This window comes from Mesorhizobium sp. M7A.F.Ca.US.011.01.1.1 (assembly GCF_003998295.1).
GTDB lineage: Bacteria > Pseudomonadota > Alphaproteobacteria > Rhizobiales > Rhizobiaceae > Mesorhizobium.
Genome location: NZ_RZRT01000020.1, coordinates 34,114 through 49,197 on the forward strand (window position 1 = coordinate 34,114; position 15,084 = coordinate 49,197).

Consider the following 15,084-nt stretch of genomic DNA (forward strand, 5'->3'; position numbering starts at 1 on the left):
GTCGGTTATGGCAGCGTCGGCGGCTCGCGTGCCGTCGAACAGCTTAGACTGTATGCCGTCGAATTGCAGATGGCGCCGGTCAAGTCGGCCGTCCATATCGCCTGGGGCGATTTCCTCGCCGTCCGCCAGGGCGAGAAGAAGCTGGAAGACCTCGAGCATCTGAACCAGGCCGCCACCGCGCTGGTCAACGATGTTGCGTGGTGGGCCAAGGTGCTCAAGGCGGCGCGTCAGGCCGACGCCGTTGCCGAGGAAGTCAAGGCGGCCTGACCGCCAATTCGAATTATCCTCCCAAGGATCCGGGGGCGGCGTCTTGCGCCGCCCTTTTTCAATTATAGCGGCTCGAATTGAAAGCTGGCGCCGGATCGGACGACGCGGCCGACACCGGGCGAATCCAGATGCGCGCCGGCGACGAAACAATGATCGTCGGCTGCAAGCGCCAGCAACCGCAACCGGCTTTCGCGCGCCTGGTCCTGATCGGCGTCGAATTCCCATGTCACCTCAGGTCGATCGAACTGAAGCGATGGGACGTGAACGGTGTCGCCCCAGATCAAAATGCGTTCGCCGCCGGTAGAAACACGAAAGCAGCTGTGTCCCGCTTCATGGCCATGAGCGCCGACAATGTCGACATGTGTCCCGATACGGTCTCCGGCTTCGAAGGGTTCCGCCATGCCGTGAAATCGCTCGAGCCGCGCTTCGGCGCGAAAAAAGCCGAGTTCTTCCCCGGGAACGAGCAAGCGCGCCAGGCGCGGGAAAGCGTCGCGGCCGTCGGCAAGCACAAGACCATGGATGTGGTCGAGATGCGTGTGGGTGAAGCAGACGGTACGGACTCGTCCGGCATCGATGCCAGCTTCGTCCAGCGCCTCGGGAAGTCGGCCCATGGTGGGATGCCAGGCGTTCGAGGCGCCGGTATCGATCAAGATGATCCCGTTTCCATCGTCAATCGCGAAGGCATTGACGGAAAGCCTGAGTTGACCACCAACCAACGCGACTTGTTGCGGCAATTCATCGCCAAATGGCTTGTCGCCGCGTTGCCGAAGCCGTCCGATCGGCATGTCGACATAGCCATCGCGCAAGGAGGTGATGCGCAAGTCACCAAGATCGTAGGTCTGATAAAGGTCGCCCGAAGCTATGCGGTGCATTTTCCGATCCGTTCTGTAGACAATTGACGGTCTGGCAGCCCGCGTCGGCAACTCACCCGTCAAATTCGATTTATGCCATTTGGGCGTGCGTCGCCTGCCTCGGCCGTATGATGCAGTCGGCGAGGCGGTCCGTCTCGTTCAACTCGTCGGCGTGGTGCTGGCCCCATTGGCAGAGCGCCAGCAGGATCGGCTCGAGGCTGAGGCCGAGGCGCGTCGCCGAATATTCGACGCGCGATGGCACTTCGGCGAAGATCTCGCGGCTGACCAGGCCGTGCTCCTCCATTTCGCGCAGCTGCTGGATCAGCACTTTCTGGGTGATGCCCGGCATCAGCGCCTTGAGTGCCGACAGGCGCCGGGGACCATCGAAGAGATGGTAGAGGATGACCGCCTTCCAGCGACCCGCGATCACTTTCAGCGCCCGTTCCGCCGGCAGCACAGGCAGTCTTTTGATCGGCATTCTCTTGGGATCTGGCATGGTCACCTCCTGGTCAGCAGGGGACAAATGAGTGTGTAGTCGAGGCTCCGCAGATAGTGGCAAACCGCTGCCGATGCCAGTGCTATCGGAGTTTGCCATGAAAGCCATTCAACTCAGCCGCTTCGGCGGTCCCGAGGTGCTGGAGGCGGTCGATCTGCCGGGGCCGGTGCTGCAGGCCGGCGAGGTGCTGATCCGTGTCCATGCCGCCGGGATCAACTTCTTCGAAGTGCTGATGCGCGCGAACCGCTACGCGGTGACACCGCAACTGCCGATGATCCCGGGCGTCGAGGCGGCGGGTGTCGTCGAGGCCGTCGGGCAAGGTGTGGATGCACAATTGCTGGGTCGCCGCGTGGCCGCGCCTTTGTTCATGTCGCAGCGTCCCCACAGCGGCTATGCGGAGCAGGTGACGATGTCAGCCGATCTCGTCGTGCCGCTGCCGGATGCGCTGCCGTTCGAGGCTGCCACGGCGCTGATGGTACAGGGGCTGACGGCCCTCCATCTGCTTCGGCAAAGCCCGCCCGATGACAAGGCGGTGCTGGTGCCGGCCGCATCGGGCGGTGTGGGAACGCTGCTTGTCCAACTGGCCAGGCTGAAGGGCGCACGCCAGGTGATCGCGGCCGCCGGCGGCAAGGCAAAGCTGGATTTCGCCTTGTCGCTCGGCGCCGATGCCGCAGTCGACTATACCAAGCCGGACTGGCCCGCTTGCGTCCGCGACCTCACCGGCGGGGAGGGCGCCAACATCATCTACGACACAGTCGGCGGTGCGCTGACCGCTGCCTTGCTTGAGGCCCTGGCGCCTGGCGGCGAACTGGTGTTTGCTGCGCTCGGGCGCTTTGGCCTCGCTGCCTCCGATCTGGAGCAGTTGATCGGCCGCAACCAGTCACTCAGGGGTTTCGCGCTGCTGCCGCTGCTGTCTGCCGACGTGCTGAAAGCCAGTCTGTCCGAGTTGTTCCAAATGGCGGCAGGCGGTCTTCTGCAGGTCACGATCGGCGGCCGATTCCGGCTCGACCAGGCCGGCGAAGCGCACCGATTGCTGGATGAACGCCGGTCGACCGGGAAGGTGGTGCTGATACCCTGATATGGCGATAGTCGCGAACACGACGCCAATCAGGGTTGGACTGCTACATCGACGGGACTGCCATCTGGTCGCGCCCTGTGGCCTGATATATCCGGCTGCAATCCGTCACATGAGTGAAGCCGTGAAGACATCCAGCCTGACCGGCGCCGTTTCCCCGATGATCCCGGTGCTCGTATGCGCCCTTGCGATCTTCCTGCTGTCCGGGATGGATGCGGCGATGAAGATCCTGGTCATCGCGGTCGGCGTCTACAACACCTTGCTGTGGCGCAGCATGGTCGCGACCGTGGTCGCGGGCGCGGCCTGGTTGGCGGGACCGCGCCTAACGCCAACCATTCCGGTGCTGAGGCTGCATGCGCTGCGTGCCGCGATTGTCGGCATCGTCCTGATATCCTTCTTCTGGGGCTTGGCCAGGCTGCCGCTCGCGGAGGCGATCGGGCTCAGTTTCGTGGCGCCCTTGTTTGCCCTGTTTCTCGCCGCGCTGCTGCTGGGCGAACGGATCCGGCGCCAGGCTGTCTGGGCATCTTTGGCCGGCATTGCCGGTGTCGCCATCATCATGGCCGGCCAGTTCGGGAAGGCAGACTATTCGCAAGATGGCATGCTCGGCACGGCAGCGGTGCTCGTGTCGACGGTGTTCTACGGCTACAATCTGATCCTCGCCCGGCAACAGGCGCAGTTGGCCAAGCCCATCGAGATCATGCTGTTCCAGAACCTTTGCGTTGCCATCCTCCTCGGCCTCGCAGCACCCTGGCTTGCCGTCGCCCTACCGAGCAATCTTTGGCTTCCTTTGGCCGGGGTGACGGTGCTGTCGCTTGCCGGGCAGTTCCTGATGAGCTGGTCCTACGCCCGAGCCGAAGCGCAATATCTGATCCCGACGGAATACTCGGCCTTCATCTGGGCGGTCGCGCTCGGCTGGTTCTTCTTCGGTGAGGAGGCGACCTGGACCACCTTGACCGGAGCGTGCCTGATCGTCGCCGGCTGCCTGATCGCCGCGCGGGCCAATCCCAGGCTTGCCGAGCCCATCGAAGTGGCGGTTTGAGCGCCGACGTTCAGCGCCCGGCAGGTTCGCGAAATACCCCAGTCTCCACCTCGTGGATGAAGTGAGCGATGAGAGCCGCGCATTGGCGATGATGCGTTTCGAGAAGCATGTGTCCGCTCTCAAAGACATGGATTTCGACTGCGTCGAGGTCGCGGCTGTAGGCCATGATCTCGTCCAGCGCGAAGAAGGCGTCGTGCCGTCCCCACAGCACGAGGCATGCTGGCTGTTGGTCGCGGAGATAGGCCTGGATGGCCGGGAAGCGGGCGATGTGCGAGCCATAATCGGTGAAGAGTTCGAACTGAATGTCGGTGTTGCCGGGCCTCGCCAGACGCTCCGTATCGAGATACCAACCCTCGGGCGGAAACAACACCTTCAGACGCTCGGGGAGACCGCCGATATATTGGTTCCGGGTCCCCTCGAAATTCATCCAGTCCGGCAGTTTGGCGCGGTTTTCTTCAGTCGGTTCGGCGAAGAACGCCTTCGGCGCGTCCCATTCCGGTCCCAGCCCCTCGTCATGAGCGTTGCTGTCCTGCGCGATCAGGCCGAGGATGCGATCCGGCCGCCGTGTGGCGAGATGATAGCCGACGGGCGTGCCGAAGTCAGTGATGTAGAGGAAGAATCGCTGGAGGCCGAGGGCCTCGATGAAGGCTTCTATCGTGTTGGCCAGGTTCTCGAACGTGTAGTCATAGGCATCGATGGAAGGGGCGGACGAAAAGCCGAAACCGGGCAGGTCCGGCGCCACCACATAGGCTGTCTCCGCCAGCGGTTCGATGACATTGCGATAGACGTGCGACGAAGTCGGATATCCGTGCAGCAGCAGGATTGCCGATCTGCCTGGGTCGCCGGCATGGCGGTAGAAGACGTCGAGGCCGTCGACATTGATGGTCTGGTGGCGGGTCTTGTAACGGTTACTGCGCATCCTCTCTCTCCAGGGCCTGGCGCCGAACCGGGGTGACTTTGACACCGTATACCGGTGTGATAGTGATTCATCTTGTAACCGTATAATGCAGGTAATGAGGTTATGTTCCGTGAGCCATGCACACACCGAATGGGTGCCGGATCACTTCATAGGCGGGCATCCCGCTTTGGACCTGTCGAACGCCGTGTTCGACCGGCGGGCGCCAGCGGCTGATAATGAACTGTTCAAGTCCGTCCGGGATGTAGCGAACTGGTTCAACGCCTCAGGGCTTGCCGACGATCGCCAGGCGCAGGCCGTTGCCGAGATAGCGGATGGGCGGTTCGTGGAACGGGTCCGCGAAGTGCGGGAGGCGTCATTTCAGGTCTTCGAGTCAATCGCCGCGGGCAAACCGTCCGCGGTCGAACCGCTAGATCATTTCACCGTTTCACGGAAACGGCGAGCTGCTCTAACTCTTTGTTTTGACGCAATCCCGGACGGAAAACCGCTTCACACTTTTCCTGGAATTGCTCTAGGCATGTTATTCTCGCGCACGGCAAGCTCGCTTGCCGCCGGCTCTATCGAGCTGGATCGCACCAGACCGAAGCTTGCCCTTGCCCGGTGGCGGGACCCGGACGCCGTCACCGCCTTGCTGGCCATGCTGTCCATCGAAGCGTTCTTCACCCTGCCGCGCGACAGGCTGCATTCCTGCCCTCGCTGTGGCTGGCTTTTCCTCGATACGTCGCGAGGCGGCAAGCGGCGCTGGTGCAGCATGCGCACCTGCGGTAACCGCGAGAAGGTCTCGCGCCACCGAGATCATGCCCATGCCTAGATCCGGGTTGGCGCACCACGTCGCTTTGCTGCGGGCAGGCCGGATGCCGGCGTCACTCCGGAAGACCGGCCTTGCGGAAGCCATCTACGAAATGCTCCTCTATGGTCGCGTCGCGGAATGGCTCGGTCATCACCCAATGGCGGGTCGTGAAATGCGGGTTGCTGATGAGGAACATTTCGACCTCGGCGCGCGCCTCGTCGAGCCGTCCGAGTTGGGCCAGGCTTGCCGCAAGGAAACGGCGTGAGCTTGTGCGATAGGTCTCGTCCCGGCGCAGGGTCTCGACGGCGGCTTCGTATTCACGCGCCGCATATTGCGCCGCGCCGAGCGTCAGATAGTACCAGCTTGCGGGAAACGGGTTCAGCCGGAACGCCTTGCGAATGTATTCCAGGCCCTCTTGGACCCGTCCGGCCAGGACCGCGATGTCGGACAATGTCGCCCAGGCGTCGGCCTCGTTCGGGTCGAGCTCGAACGCCTTGGCGAATTCCGCGTCCGCCTCGGCGAAGCGGCGTTCATAGGCGAGCAGGTTGGCAAGGACCCAGTGGCAGCCGGCATCGTTAGGATCGATCGCCACGGCCTTGCGCGCCAGCTCCAAGGCAATGCCGCGGTTTGGCTCGATGGGTTCGCCCCAATGCACCCATCCCATCCAGTGGTTCATGGCAAGCCAGCGATAGGCCTCGGCGTATTCCGGATCGAGCGATACCGCGCGCGTCAGCATCAGATGCGCTTCGCGCGCCGTCTGCGGCGAATCGTCGATCAGCTTGCGTGCCCGCACGCAGAGATCGTAAGCCTCGAGATTGCTGGGCCGGTTGCGCGGCGGCAGCGTGCGCAGACGGCCAAGCAATGCCTCCACGATCTTGGCCGTCACCTCGTCCTGAACGGCAAAGATGTCGTCCAGGCCGCGATCGAAGCGTTCCGCCCACAGATGATCGCCACTCACCGCGTCGACCAGCTGTGCGTTGATGCGCACGCGCCCCGCGGCGCGTCTTGCGCTACCCTCCAGCAGGTAGCGCACGCCAAGGTCCCCGGCGATCTCGCGCACGTCCATCGCTTTTCCCTTGTAGGCAAAGGTCGAGTTGCGGGCGATGACGAACAGGCCGGAGATCCTGGACAGGTCGGTGATCAGGTCTTCGGTCAACCCGTCCACGAAGGAATCCTGCTCGGGATCGTTGCTGAAATTGACGAAGGGCAGCACGGCTATCGATGGTTTGTCGGGCAGCGGCAAGGGTTTTCGTTTGGCCTCGCCGAGCTGTTCGACGGCCCCCGTGAAACGGTAGCCGACGCGCGGAACGGTGGATATCCATTCGCCGTTCTCGCCGACAGGACCAAGCAGCTTGCGCAACTGCGCGATCTGGACGGTGAGATTGCCTTCCTCCACGGCCGTGCCCGGCCATGCAGCGTCCATCAGCTCGGCCTTTCCCAAGATTTCACCGGGCCGCCCGACGAGTGCCGCAAGCAGGCTCAGCCCGCGATAGCCAACGGCAACGGGGACGTCGTTCCGAAGCAGCGTTCCCGCACCCGGATCAAGCACGAACGGACCAAAGGCAAAACGCGATCCCTGCATAGGCGCATCTATAGAGCAATTCCAGGAAAAGTGTGAAGCGGTTTTCTGTTCGGAATTGCGTCAAAACAAAGGGTTAGAGTAGTTTGCCGGTTCCGTGAGCCGGTGAACTGCTCTAGCTCGTTTGGAAGTTTTGAGAACTATTTGGGAGGGCTTAATTACGGCGCCGTCCGTATCGCGCAGAATTCAACCTCATCGAGAGCCCTAGGCCCTCAAACCATATGGAGGTTGCCATGACCAATACACTTGCATCAGCCCAGCGTTGTGCAGCGCGACCGGGAACGCCCGTGCGGCCGGCATCGCGCCGGCTCCTGAAGACCCTGCGAAGCATCATCGCGAGCTGGCACGATCGGACCTGGCGCGAGCGCATACGCTTTCGCTGGCAGCTCAGGCAGATGTCGAAGGACAATCCGCATCTGATCGACGATATCGGCCTGACGACACAGCAGGTCGAGGGAGAGATCGCCAAGCCCTTCTGGGAACGATAGAGCGAATGCCGCGCCTCGCGTCAGCGCACCGCCTCGCGGTGGGCGCCGGGCAGTCGGGTGGCGATGAGCTTGTCGATGCGGCGGCCGTCGAGATCGACCACCTCGAAGCGCCAGCCCTGGGCGTCGACGCATTCGCCGGTCGCCGGCAGATGGTGCATGTGCGACAGCACATAACCGGCGACGGTTTCGTAATCGCGGTTTTCCGGCAGGTCGATGCCGAGAATGTCGGCCATCTCGTCGGCCTGCATGTAGCCGGCGAGCAGCCACGAGCCGTCCTCGCGCTTGACCGCGTTTTCCTCATCGCCGGCGTCTGTGTCCGCGCGGAACACGCCGGTGATGGCTTCCAGAATGTCGGCCGGGGTGACGATGCCTTCGAAATGGCCGTATTCGTCATGCACCAGCGCCATCGGCACGTCGGATTCCTTCAGCTTCTGCAGCACATCCAGCGCGTCGGCCTGATCGTAGACGATGGGAGCTGCGCGCACATGCCTGCGCGGGTCGAGCACGCGGCCGGCAAGCAACGCCGCCAGCACGTCACGCGTCTGGACGACGCCGACCATGACGTCGACGCCGCCGTCACCTGCCGGCAGGCGCGAATGCTGGGTTTCCATGAGCAGCTTGCGGATGGCCGCCTCGTCGGATTGCAGATTGATCCAGTCGACTTCGGTGCGCGGCGTCATCACCGCGCGCACGGCGCGGTCGCCAAGCCGCATGACGCCGGCGATCATGCGCCGCTCGTCGGATTCGATCGTGCCGTGATGCTCGGCCTCAGCGACCAGCATCTTAATCTCCTCATCGGTGACCTTCTCCTCGCTTTCGCCGCGCTGGCCGAGAAGCCACAGGATGGTGCGGCCGGAGAAGTCGAGCAGGAAGACCAGCGGCGCCGAGACGGTGGCGAGGATGGTCATTGCAGGAGCGACCCTGGCGGCGACCCGCTCGGGGTCACGCAAGGCGATCTGCTTGGGCACCAGCTCGCCGACGATCAGCGAGAAATAGGTGATGATGGCGACGACGATGCCGACGCCGAGCGGATCGGCGACGGTCTCGCGGATGCCGGTCGAGGCCAGGAACTGCGCCAGCCGTTCGCCGAGCGTGGCGCCGGAAAAGGCGCCGGAGAGGACGCCGACCAGGGTGATGCCGATCTGCACCGAGGACAGGAACTTGCCGGGATTGGATCCCAGCTCGAGCGCGCGACCGGCGCCATTGATGCCGCGGTCGATCATCGCTTTCAGGCGGGCCGGTCGCGACGAGACGATGGCAAGTTCGGACATCGACAGAAGGCCGTTCACACAGATGAGGACGACCACGATAGCGATTTCTACGTATAACATGAGCGGTCAATAGCATTGCGGCGCGGTCTTCGAAAATAGTCCGGCGTGATTTTTGAGAAATGACTGGTATTTCGGTCATGCGGCATCCCAGGGCGGTGAGGAACCGTCAGGGATTTGGCATTGCTCTGAAGGGTCCGAAAAAGCCGACGACCAGCGACAGTTTTCCCTCCTTGGAAACGCGGCACATATCCATGCTGTCGGTGCCCCGAAATCCGTTTTCGCCTCTCTGCACCCAGCCAAAACGCAAGAAGTCATGATGAACATCGACCAAGGTCGTCCGTTCGAGCCAGAAGCCCGGACGGGCTTTCAGCACCTGATCAATGTGTTGGAGCAGCGCCTCGGCTCCGGAGATATGCACCGTCGGATCAATGTATGTGCCTTGCGGTTCGAATGAGGTGAACAACAGCCGGCGACGCTCCTCAGCTTCCGGGTCGAACCAGGCCCTGCAGTAGCTAGTCACCACACTTTCCGCGTCAAACATCAAAACCTCCTTTTGAAACCGCCGGCCTGTTTCAGCCTGCAAGGCCCGTACGACCTACTGTTTAAGTACGCCGACAATTGCCTCGCCGTCCGTGAAATAGGGATCGCCGCCGCCATTGCGACCCGTACTGGTGGCGCCGACGCCCGATATGTCGCTGGTCGAGATCAGCGTGCCGGCGGTGGCCAAGTCGCGCATCAGGAAATCGCGCTCGGCGTCGATGTCGGGGCCGATATGGTGGGTGACAGCGCCGGTGTCGTGGCTGAGGCCGACGCCGCGATCGAAGCTGGCCGAGCCCAGCCACAGCGGCCGGCCGTCATCGTCGGCAGCATCGGTCTGCCAGAAGCGGACATGATGCCGGCGGTCGGCGCTGAGGCCCTCCGGCTTTTCGAAGGCGAGATCCTGGGCGCGGCCATCGAACAGCAGCCTGCTGACCGGCGCATCGGGATAGGGGTGGTCGAACAGCACGCTTTCACCGATCTCGATCGCGGTCTTCAGGGTGACGGCGTCGGCGGTGTCCCAGCCGGCGACGGCGAAGGCATGGACCACCTCCTTCTGCGTGCCGACAAGGCCGACATTGATCGGGTCGCCCGGAATGCCTTGCGGCGTGTGCGTCAGCATCTCGAAGCGCTGCGTGCGAAAACCGCGATCGCGGAACGTCCAGAATTCCGGTGCGGCGAAATAGGCGAGCACCAGATAGGCAGCCAGCAAGGTCGCCACCCAGATTGCAACGCGTCGCCGAAAACTTCGCTGGCTCATGAACGCCGCCCGATCCGTGCGATATCTGTTGCCTGACGGACCCTGGAAATCAATGGCCAGCGGCGCGCTGCCGGTCTATCGTGGGCCATCGTTTCTTCGCGGGGGCAGCAATGGAGCGGAAGCTGGCAGGCCGCAAGCCCATGGCGTTGACCGCCGAGCTTGTCGCGCAAGTTGAGCGTGTCGAGCCTGATCCCGGGCCAGAGCCCGGAACCAGCGAGCACACCGATGCGGAGTTCGATTGCCTGGTGGAGCAACTGCTTTCGCAGTATCGGCCCGACACGCTTTGGGTCTTCGCCTATGGGTCGTTGATCTGGAATCCCGAATTCGCCCATGTCGAGCAGCGTCCCGCAACGGCGACGGGATGGCACCGCTCGTTCTGCCTGAAGCTGACGCGCTGGCGCGGAACACGCGAATTGCCGGCCTTGATGCTGGCCCTCGACCGTGGTGGCAGTTGCAACGGGATCGTCTACCGATTGCCCGCGGAAGACCATTTCGGGCAACTCGGCCAGCTCATGCGCCGCGAGATCGACGCCAACCCGCCCACCAACGTGCCATGCTGGATCAAGGTCAAGACCAGGGACGGGCCGCTTCGTGCCTTGGCCTTCGTCGCCGCGCCGAACGGCAGCGCCTATGCCGGCCGGTTGCCATTGGAGCAGGTTGCCGACACGCTGGCGCGGGCTGCCGGTCATTGGGGCTCTTCGGCGCAGTATTTGCTCAGGACCGTGAGCAAGCTTGAAGAGAGCGGCATCCGCGACCGCAATCTCTGGCGCATCCAGGACTTGGTCGCACGGCAAATCGCCGCTTCAACCGGTGGCGCCGATTAGGCTGATCTCTTCCTAACGGCAGGCGCGATAACCGTTCTTGCGGTTCTTGATGTCGAAATGGAAATGGTTGCGGTGGTCGTAATTGTAGCCGGGGCCGAGCACGGTGGTGAAATACTGGCAGCCGTCGGCGCGCACATTGTTGAGGAAGCCGCGGGTGCGGAAAGCGAACAGGCCGGGCTTGCGCACGTCGATGTCGTCGCCATTGTTGAGCTCGATGCTCATGACGTCGAGCGCATTGCCCTTGCCGTGCTCTGACAGCACACCTTCGCCGGCAATCCTGCGGCAGGAATAGCTGGAGCCTTGGTGGATGGTCTTGACGCCTGAGAAATAACGCCAGCGGGCGGAGGGGACGAGCTCGTTCTTGGTCCAGCCGGCGAAGGTAGCGGCCATGTCGCAGGTCAGGGTCGCTGCGGGCTTCATCTGGATGTTGCCGATGGCCGAAACCTTGACCGGATAATCGATGCCGCACTGGCCTTCATGGATCGGCGCCAGGTCGGTGTAGGCGACACCGAGGCGCTTCAATTGCTGCCGGCAGTCGGTTTCGCTGGCCGGCATCTGCTCGACGGGCGACATCGGCTCGTCCATGCGCGGATAAGCGGCCTGCGTCATATATGGATTGGAAGGGACAAGCTTCTGCATGCCGGCATATTGCGGCACCGCAGCCGTCTGCGCGCCGACGTCGACGGCCGGCTGCAGCGACAGCACACTGCCGGTGTTGCAGGCGGAGAGCGCCGCCAGCGCCAGGCTGGCGGTCAGCATTGCTTCATATTTTGACAGGCGCGCGGTGGAAAACACGGCCCGAAATTTGCCGGCCATTGGCGGAATCCCGTTGATGGATATCCGGCATTTTAACGATCAAGGGTAAAGGAAAACTCAGCGCCCGCGTTCATGCCTGCGGCCGAATTGCGGCACGCGGCCTGGATCAGCCATGCTCACTGGCAGAACGTGCCGCCATGCCGGCGCGGTTCGAGATCGAGATGGAAATGCAGGGAGTGATCGGCATCGGCGCCCGGACCGAGCACTGTCTTGAAGGGACCACAGGCCGCCTTGCGCACGGCGTTGAGGAATTTGGCGTCCTTCTCGGGCGGCGCCGGGCCGACCTCGATCTTCTTGCCGTCCGACAGCGTGAAGCTGGCGATGTCGAGCGCGTTGCCGAACGCATGCTCCGACAGTTTTCGGGTGCCGTTGCGTGGCCGGCAGACAAAGGCCGATGCCTGGCCGATTGATTTCAGGTCGGCGCCGAATTCGGCCTTCGCCGCCGGCTGGATCACATCGGTGGCAAAACGCGCTGCCGCCTCGGCCATCTTGCAATTGAGTTCGGTTCCGGGGGCAATCGCGATCGACTTTCCAAGCGTCTTCAGCACCAGGGGATAGGGGATCGAGCAGCCGATTTCGGGGTTGCTTTCCGCTTTGTGCTCCTCGAATTCGACGCCGAGCGTCTTCAGCCGCTCGCGGCAGGCGACCTCTTCGGTGGGCATCTTCCCCTCGGGCTGGTCGGCCGAGCGCGGGTCGGGCAGCATTTTTTTGTCGCTTGTATCGGCCGGCTTTTGCGGCGGCTGAGGTGCGACGACCGGCGGCCCAGCCTCGGGCTCCGCGATGTCGGGTTTTGGCGTCGGCGTCGGTGCAATGGCCGGCGGCTCCGGCTCGCTTTCCCCGGCTGACGGCTCCTGAGCGGACGGCTCGGGACGTGTCTGCTTTTCCTGGTGGGATTTTTCTTGCTTGAACCGGTCGGGCGCTCCGGCGCTCTTCGGAGCTTCCGGCTTTTGCTCCTCGGTCTTTGCAGCGTCAGCCTTTGGAGCGTCCGCCGGGCGTGGCTCGGGCACTGGAATGCCGGGCTTGGGTGCTGGAATACCGGCCTCGGGCATGGGAACATCGGCGGGCGAGGGCAGCGGAGCCTGCGTTTTCTGCTGTGTCCGGTTCGGTGTGACCTGCCGGTGGCGCCGTGGTTTCAGGCTTTTTCCGCGCCGGTGTTTCAGGGGTTGGTCGGCCCGCTGTGTCAGCGGCTGCTCCATTCGCGGCGTCAGCGGCTGGTGATGGCGGTGGCGATGTTTGGCGTCAGCCGGTGTCACCAGCAGAGCCGTGACGGCCATGACCAATGCGATCCTGAATGTTCGGGAAAAGACAAGCGACCCCATCGCCGTCAACGGCGCCGACGCAAGGTGGTTGCCTCGGCCGCATCACGAACGGTAACCGCTCCGTTACGCACCGATCGCTTCCAGCCCTTCCTCCAGCCAGTCGGCGAGCAACGGCATGCCGAGCAGGTATTTCGCGGTGCGCTTGTTGGCGCGTTCGCGCGCGGCCGCCAGCGCGTCCGCCCATTCGGTGGCGTCGTAGTCGCCGCGACCGACCCAGGCCAGCGCGATCAGCTCGGCTGCTTCATCGACATTGAGGTCGTTGATCAGCTCGCGCAGCTCTTCTTCGGTCAGATTCTCCGAGCTTTCCTCGGCAAGGCCGTCATGGTGATGGTTGACATGGGACTCGCCGTCGAGCTCGACCTCGTGCTCGGCGCCATCGGCATAGTCTTCATTGACGGCCGCACTCAGCGCCTTGGCCTTGAGGATGAACAGGCGCACCGTGTCGGGGCCGATCGAAAGCTCCCAGTCCTTTTCAAGCCGCCGCTGCAAGGGCCGTCTCCCTCAGGTCGTTTGCCGGATGATAGCGGATTTGCGGCATCCGTCACCTGATGTTCTCCGCACGCAATTTTCCGGGATGAAACGCGAGCCGACCGGCGTTAGTGTTGCATTCTCACCCTCCAGGAGGTTTCGATGCATAAGAGAGTGCTGATCCAGGCTGCGACCGCGCTACTCGCGCTGCAGTTCCTCGCCGTTCCCGTATACGCCGCCGGCAGCGATGGCGGCGGCGGTGACGAAACCGTCACCCAATGCAAGAAGGGCGAGGTCTGGGACAAGAAGAAGAAAAAGTGCGTCGCACCCCAGGAGGGCATGCTCGATGACGACAGCATCTATGATGCTGGCCACGCGCTGGCGATGGCCGGGCGCTATGACGAGGCGATCGCCGTGCTCAGCCTTGCCGCCAACAAGCAGGATCCGCGCATCCTCAACTATCTCGGCTATTCGCACCGCCATTCCGGCCGCGTCACCGTCGGCCTCGGCTATTACGAGGAAGCGCTGCGCATCGATCCGAACTACACGCTGGTGCGCGAATATCTCGGCGAAGCGCGTCTGCAGATCGGCGATCTGGCCGGCGCCCAGCAGCAGTTGATGGAAATCGAGAAGCGGACCGGCAAGGGTTCGCGTGAATATGGCATGCTGGCCGAGCAGATCGACCATTTCATGAGAAGCTGAAAAGATCCCAGGGCTCTTTCAAGCGGCCGCGAGCGATCGCGGCCGCTTTTTTGTTGCCCCCAGTCTCATTCACCGCCCGCGGCTGATGAAAACGGGGATGATTTTAGCAAAACCGATTTTTAGGCGTGAAAAACCCGCTGACATTGCTATATTCAGGGAAATTGCGGTGAAACGGTTCCGTTAGCCCGAGGCTGCCGGACCCGTTTTCTTTTTGTACCCATCGACAAGGCTTTCCCCGAAACGCGGGGGTGGCAGCAGGAAAGGTCAGGCATCATGAACAAGGTCCCGATGACAGGCGAGGGGTTCGCGTCATTGAAGGAAGAACTGCGCTGGCGCCAGCAGGAAGAGCGGCCGCGCATCATCGAGGCGATCTCCGAGGCGCGCTCGCATGGCGACCTTTCCGAAAATGCCGAGTATCATGCCGCCAAGGAGTCGCAGAGCCTCAATGAAGGCCGCGTCAACGAGCTTGAGGATTATATCGCGCGCGCCGAGGTGATCGACGTCAGCAAGCTCAGCGGCGACAAGATCAAGTTCGGCGCCACCGTGGTGCTGGTTGACGAGGACACCGAGGAAAAGAAGACTTACCGGATCGTCGGCGACCAGGAGGCGGACGTGAAGTCCGGCCGCATCTCGATCTCCTCGCCGATCGCGCGTGCGCTCATCGGCAAGGAAGTCGGCGACGCCATCGAGGTCAATGCGCCCGGCGGTGCCAGGGGGTATGAGATCGTCCAGGTGCAGTTCATCTAGGGAATTTGAGGGGGGCGCGGCTGCGATTTTTAAGCTGAGGTTTGCGCTGCCCCTCATTGCCCTGCCGGGCATTTCTCCCCGTATAGTGACGGGGAGAAAGATGCTCTCATCGACGATTTCGCCAATTTTCAACGTAGCA

The 15,084-nt window shown here is 62.9% G+C and carries 17 protein-coding genes and 1 pseudogene; 8 read left to right on the forward strand and 10 right to left on the reverse strand.

Annotation, left to right across the window (positions count from 1 at the left end; genetic code table 11):
- Positions 1-267, forward strand: a pseudogene (locus EOA13_RS38810) (FMN reductase); the annotation flags it as partial.
- A gap of 62 nt (positions 268-329) precedes the next feature.
- Here EOA13_RS38810 and EOA13_RS19240 read toward each other — a convergent pair.
- Positions 330-1,139 (reverse strand): MBL fold metallo-hydrolase, encoded by an 810-nt coding sequence (locus EOA13_RS19240; protein ID WP_127295004.1) that lies wholly within the window; start codon positions 1,137-1,139, stop codon positions 330-332.
- A gap of 70 nt (positions 1,140-1,209) precedes the next feature.
- Complete coding sequence (locus EOA13_RS19245) at positions 1,210-1,614, reverse strand: helix-turn-helix domain-containing protein (protein ID WP_127295006.1); 405 nt, start codon at positions 1,612-1,614, stop codon at positions 1,210-1,212.
- A 97-nt stretch (positions 1,615-1,711) separates the two neighbouring features.
- On the opposite strand from EOA13_RS19245, the gene EOA13_RS19250 reads away from it, so the two are divergent.
- Both EOA13_RS19250 and EOA13_RS19255 read left to right on the forward strand, forming a co-directional pair.
- On the forward strand, positions 1,712-2,692 hold the full coding sequence (locus EOA13_RS19250) for a zinc-binding dehydrogenase (protein WP_127295008.1): 981 nt from the start codon (positions 1,712-1,714) through the stop codon (positions 2,690-2,692).
- Positions 2,693-2,801: 109 nt separating this feature from the next.
- Complete coding sequence (locus EOA13_RS19255) at positions 2,802-3,728, forward strand: DMT family transporter (RefSeq protein WP_127295010.1); 927 nt, start codon at positions 2,802-2,804, stop codon at positions 3,726-3,728.
- 10 nt (positions 3,729-3,738) lie between these two features.
- Here the strand turns inward: EOA13_RS19255 and EOA13_RS19260 are convergent, their stop codons facing one another.
- Positions 3,739-4,647 (reverse strand): alpha/beta hydrolase, encoded by a 909-nt coding sequence (locus tag EOA13_RS19260; protein WP_127295012.1) that lies wholly within the window; start codon positions 4,645-4,647, stop codon positions 3,739-3,741.
- Between the two features lie 109 nt (positions 4,648-4,756).
- Between EOA13_RS19260 and EOA13_RS19265 the strand changes: the two genes are divergently transcribed.
- On the forward strand, positions 4,757-5,455 hold the full coding sequence (locus EOA13_RS19265; protein ID WP_127295013.1) for a CGNR zinc finger domain-containing protein: 699 nt from the start codon (positions 4,757-4,759) through the stop codon (positions 5,453-5,455).
- Between the two features lie 52 nt (positions 5,456-5,507).
- Here EOA13_RS19265 and EOA13_RS19270 read toward each other — a convergent pair whose 3' ends face one another.
- Positions 5,508-7,016: a winged helix-turn-helix domain-containing tetratricopeptide repeat protein gene (locus EOA13_RS19270; RefSeq protein WP_127295015.1), complete on the reverse strand. Its 1,509-nt coding sequence runs from the start codon at positions 7,014-7,016 to the stop codon at positions 5,508-5,510.
- A 230-nt stretch (positions 7,017-7,246) separates the two neighbouring features.
- Between EOA13_RS19270 and EOA13_RS19275 the strand changes: the two genes are divergently transcribed.
- Complete coding sequence (locus tag EOA13_RS19275) at positions 7,247-7,501, forward strand: DUF1127 domain-containing protein (RefSeq protein ID WP_127295017.1); 255 nt, start codon at positions 7,247-7,249, stop codon at positions 7,499-7,501.
- A 20-nt stretch (positions 7,502-7,521) separates the two neighbouring features.
- Here EOA13_RS19275 and EOA13_RS19280 read toward each other — a convergent pair whose 3' ends face one another.
- The 3 genes from EOA13_RS19280 to EOA13_RS19290 all read right to left on the reverse strand — a co-directional run bounded on the left by EOA13_RS19280 (position 7,522) and on the right by EOA13_RS19290 (position 10,069).
- Positions 7,522-8,832, reverse strand: a complete 1,311-nt coding sequence (locus tag EOA13_RS19280; RefSeq protein ID WP_127295019.1) for a hemolysin family protein — start codon at positions 8,830-8,832, stop codon at positions 7,522-7,524.
- Between the two features lie 106 nt (positions 8,833-8,938).
- On the reverse strand, positions 8,939-9,313 hold the full coding sequence (locus tag EOA13_RS19285) for a hypothetical protein (protein WP_027039339.1): 375 nt from the start codon (positions 9,311-9,313) through the stop codon (positions 8,939-8,941).
- A 54-nt stretch (positions 9,314-9,367) separates the two neighbouring features.
- Positions 9,368-10,069, reverse strand: coding sequence for an LssY C-terminal domain-containing protein (locus EOA13_RS19290; protein WP_027039338.1), 702 nt, complete (start codon positions 10,067-10,069; stop codon positions 9,368-9,370).
- Between the two features lie 110 nt (positions 10,070-10,179).
- Here EOA13_RS19290 and EOA13_RS19295 point away from each other — a divergent pair, with 110 nt between their 5' ends.
- Positions 10,180-10,893 carry a gamma-glutamylcyclotransferase gene (locus EOA13_RS19295; RefSeq protein WP_127295021.1) on the forward strand — a complete coding sequence of 238 codons (714 nt, stop codon included), beginning with the start codon at positions 10,180-10,182 and terminating at the stop codon, positions 10,891-10,893.
- A gap of 12 nt (positions 10,894-10,905) precedes the next feature.
- On the opposite strand, the gene EOA13_RS19300 is transcribed toward EOA13_RS19295, so the two are convergent.
- The 3 genes from EOA13_RS19300 to EOA13_RS19310 all read right to left on the reverse strand — a co-directional run bounded on the left by EOA13_RS19300 (position 10,906) and on the right by EOA13_RS19310 (position 13,517).
- Positions 10,906-11,709, reverse strand: coding sequence for an extensin family protein (locus tag EOA13_RS19300; RefSeq protein WP_127295023.1), 804 nt, complete (start codon positions 11,707-11,709; stop codon positions 10,906-10,908).
- 116 nt (positions 11,710-11,825) lie between these two features.
- Positions 11,826-12,905, reverse strand: coding sequence for an extensin family protein (locus EOA13_RS19305; protein WP_027039335.1), 1,080 nt, complete (start codon positions 12,903-12,905; stop codon positions 11,826-11,828).
- A gap of 186 nt (positions 12,906-13,091) precedes the next feature.
- Positions 13,092-13,517 carry a DUF3775 domain-containing protein gene (locus EOA13_RS19310; protein ID WP_013530064.1) on the reverse strand — a complete coding sequence of 142 codons (426 nt, stop codon included), beginning with the start codon at positions 13,515-13,517 and terminating at the stop codon, positions 13,092-13,094.
- 141 nt (positions 13,518-13,658) lie between these two features.
- On the opposite strand from EOA13_RS19310, the gene EOA13_RS19315 reads away from it, so the two are divergent.
- Complete coding sequence (locus tag EOA13_RS19315) at positions 13,659-14,198, forward strand: tetratricopeptide repeat protein (RefSeq protein WP_127295025.1); 540 nt, start codon at positions 13,659-13,661, stop codon at positions 14,196-14,198.
- A 273-nt stretch (positions 14,199-14,471) separates the two neighbouring features.
- Complete coding sequence (greA, locus tag EOA13_RS19320) at positions 14,472-14,945, forward strand: transcription elongation factor GreA (RefSeq protein WP_027039333.1); 474 nt, start codon at positions 14,472-14,474, stop codon at positions 14,943-14,945.
- Positions 14,946-15,084: the final 139 nt, after the last annotated feature.

Coding starts and splice junctions, on each gene's coding strand:
- EOA13_RS19240 (WP_127295004.1), bottom strand. CDS start 1,139: ATGCACCGCATAGCTTCGGGCGACCTTTATCAGACCTACGATCTTGGT.
- EOA13_RS19245 (WP_127295006.1), bottom strand. CDS start 1,614: ATGCCAGATCCCAAGAGAATGCCGATCAAAAGACTGCCTGTGCTGCCG.
- EOA13_RS19250 (WP_127295008.1), top strand. CDS start 1,712: ATGAAAGCCATTCAACTCAGCCGCTTCGGCGGTCCCGAGGTGCTGGAG.
- EOA13_RS19255 (WP_127295010.1), top strand. CDS start 2,802: ATGAGTGAAGCCGTGAAGACATCCAGCCTGACCGGCGCCGTTTCCCCG.
- EOA13_RS19260 (WP_127295012.1), bottom strand. CDS start 4,647: ATGCGCAGTAACCGTTACAAGACCCGCCACCAGACCATCAATGTCGAC.
- EOA13_RS19270 (WP_127295015.1), bottom strand. CDS start 7,016: ATGCAGGGATCGCGTTTTGCCTTTGGTCCGTTCGTGCTTGATCCGGGT.
- EOA13_RS19275 (WP_127295017.1), top strand. CDS start 7,247: ATGACCAATACACTTGCATCAGCCCAGCGTTGTGCAGCGCGACCGGGA.
- EOA13_RS19280 (WP_127295019.1), bottom strand. CDS start 8,832: ATGTTATACGTAGAAATCGCTATCGTGGTCGTCCTCATCTGTGTGAAC.
- EOA13_RS19285 (WP_027039339.1), bottom strand. CDS start 9,313: ATGTTTGACGCGGAAAGTGTGGTGACTAGCTACTGCAGGGCCTGGTTC.
- EOA13_RS19290 (WP_027039338.1), bottom strand. CDS start 10,069: ATGAGCCAGCGAAGTTTTCGGCGACGCGTTGCAATCTGGGTGGCGACC.
- EOA13_RS19295 (WP_127295021.1), top strand. CDS start 10,180: ATGGAGCGGAAGCTGGCAGGCCGCAAGCCCATGGCGTTGACCGCCGAG.
- EOA13_RS19300 (WP_127295023.1), bottom strand. CDS start 11,709: ATGGCCGGCAAATTTCGGGCCGTGTTTTCCACCGCGCGCCTGTCAAAA.
- EOA13_RS19305 (WP_027039335.1), bottom strand. CDS start 12,905: ATGGAGCAGCCGCTGACACAGCGGGCCGACCAACCCCTGAAACACCGG.
- EOA13_RS19315 (WP_127295025.1), top strand. CDS start 13,659: ATGCATAAGAGAGTGCTGATCCAGGCTGCGACCGCGCTACTCGCGCTG.
- greA (WP_027039333.1), top strand. CDS start 14,472: ATGAACAAGGTCCCGATGACAGGCGAGGGGTTCGCGTCATTGAAGGAA.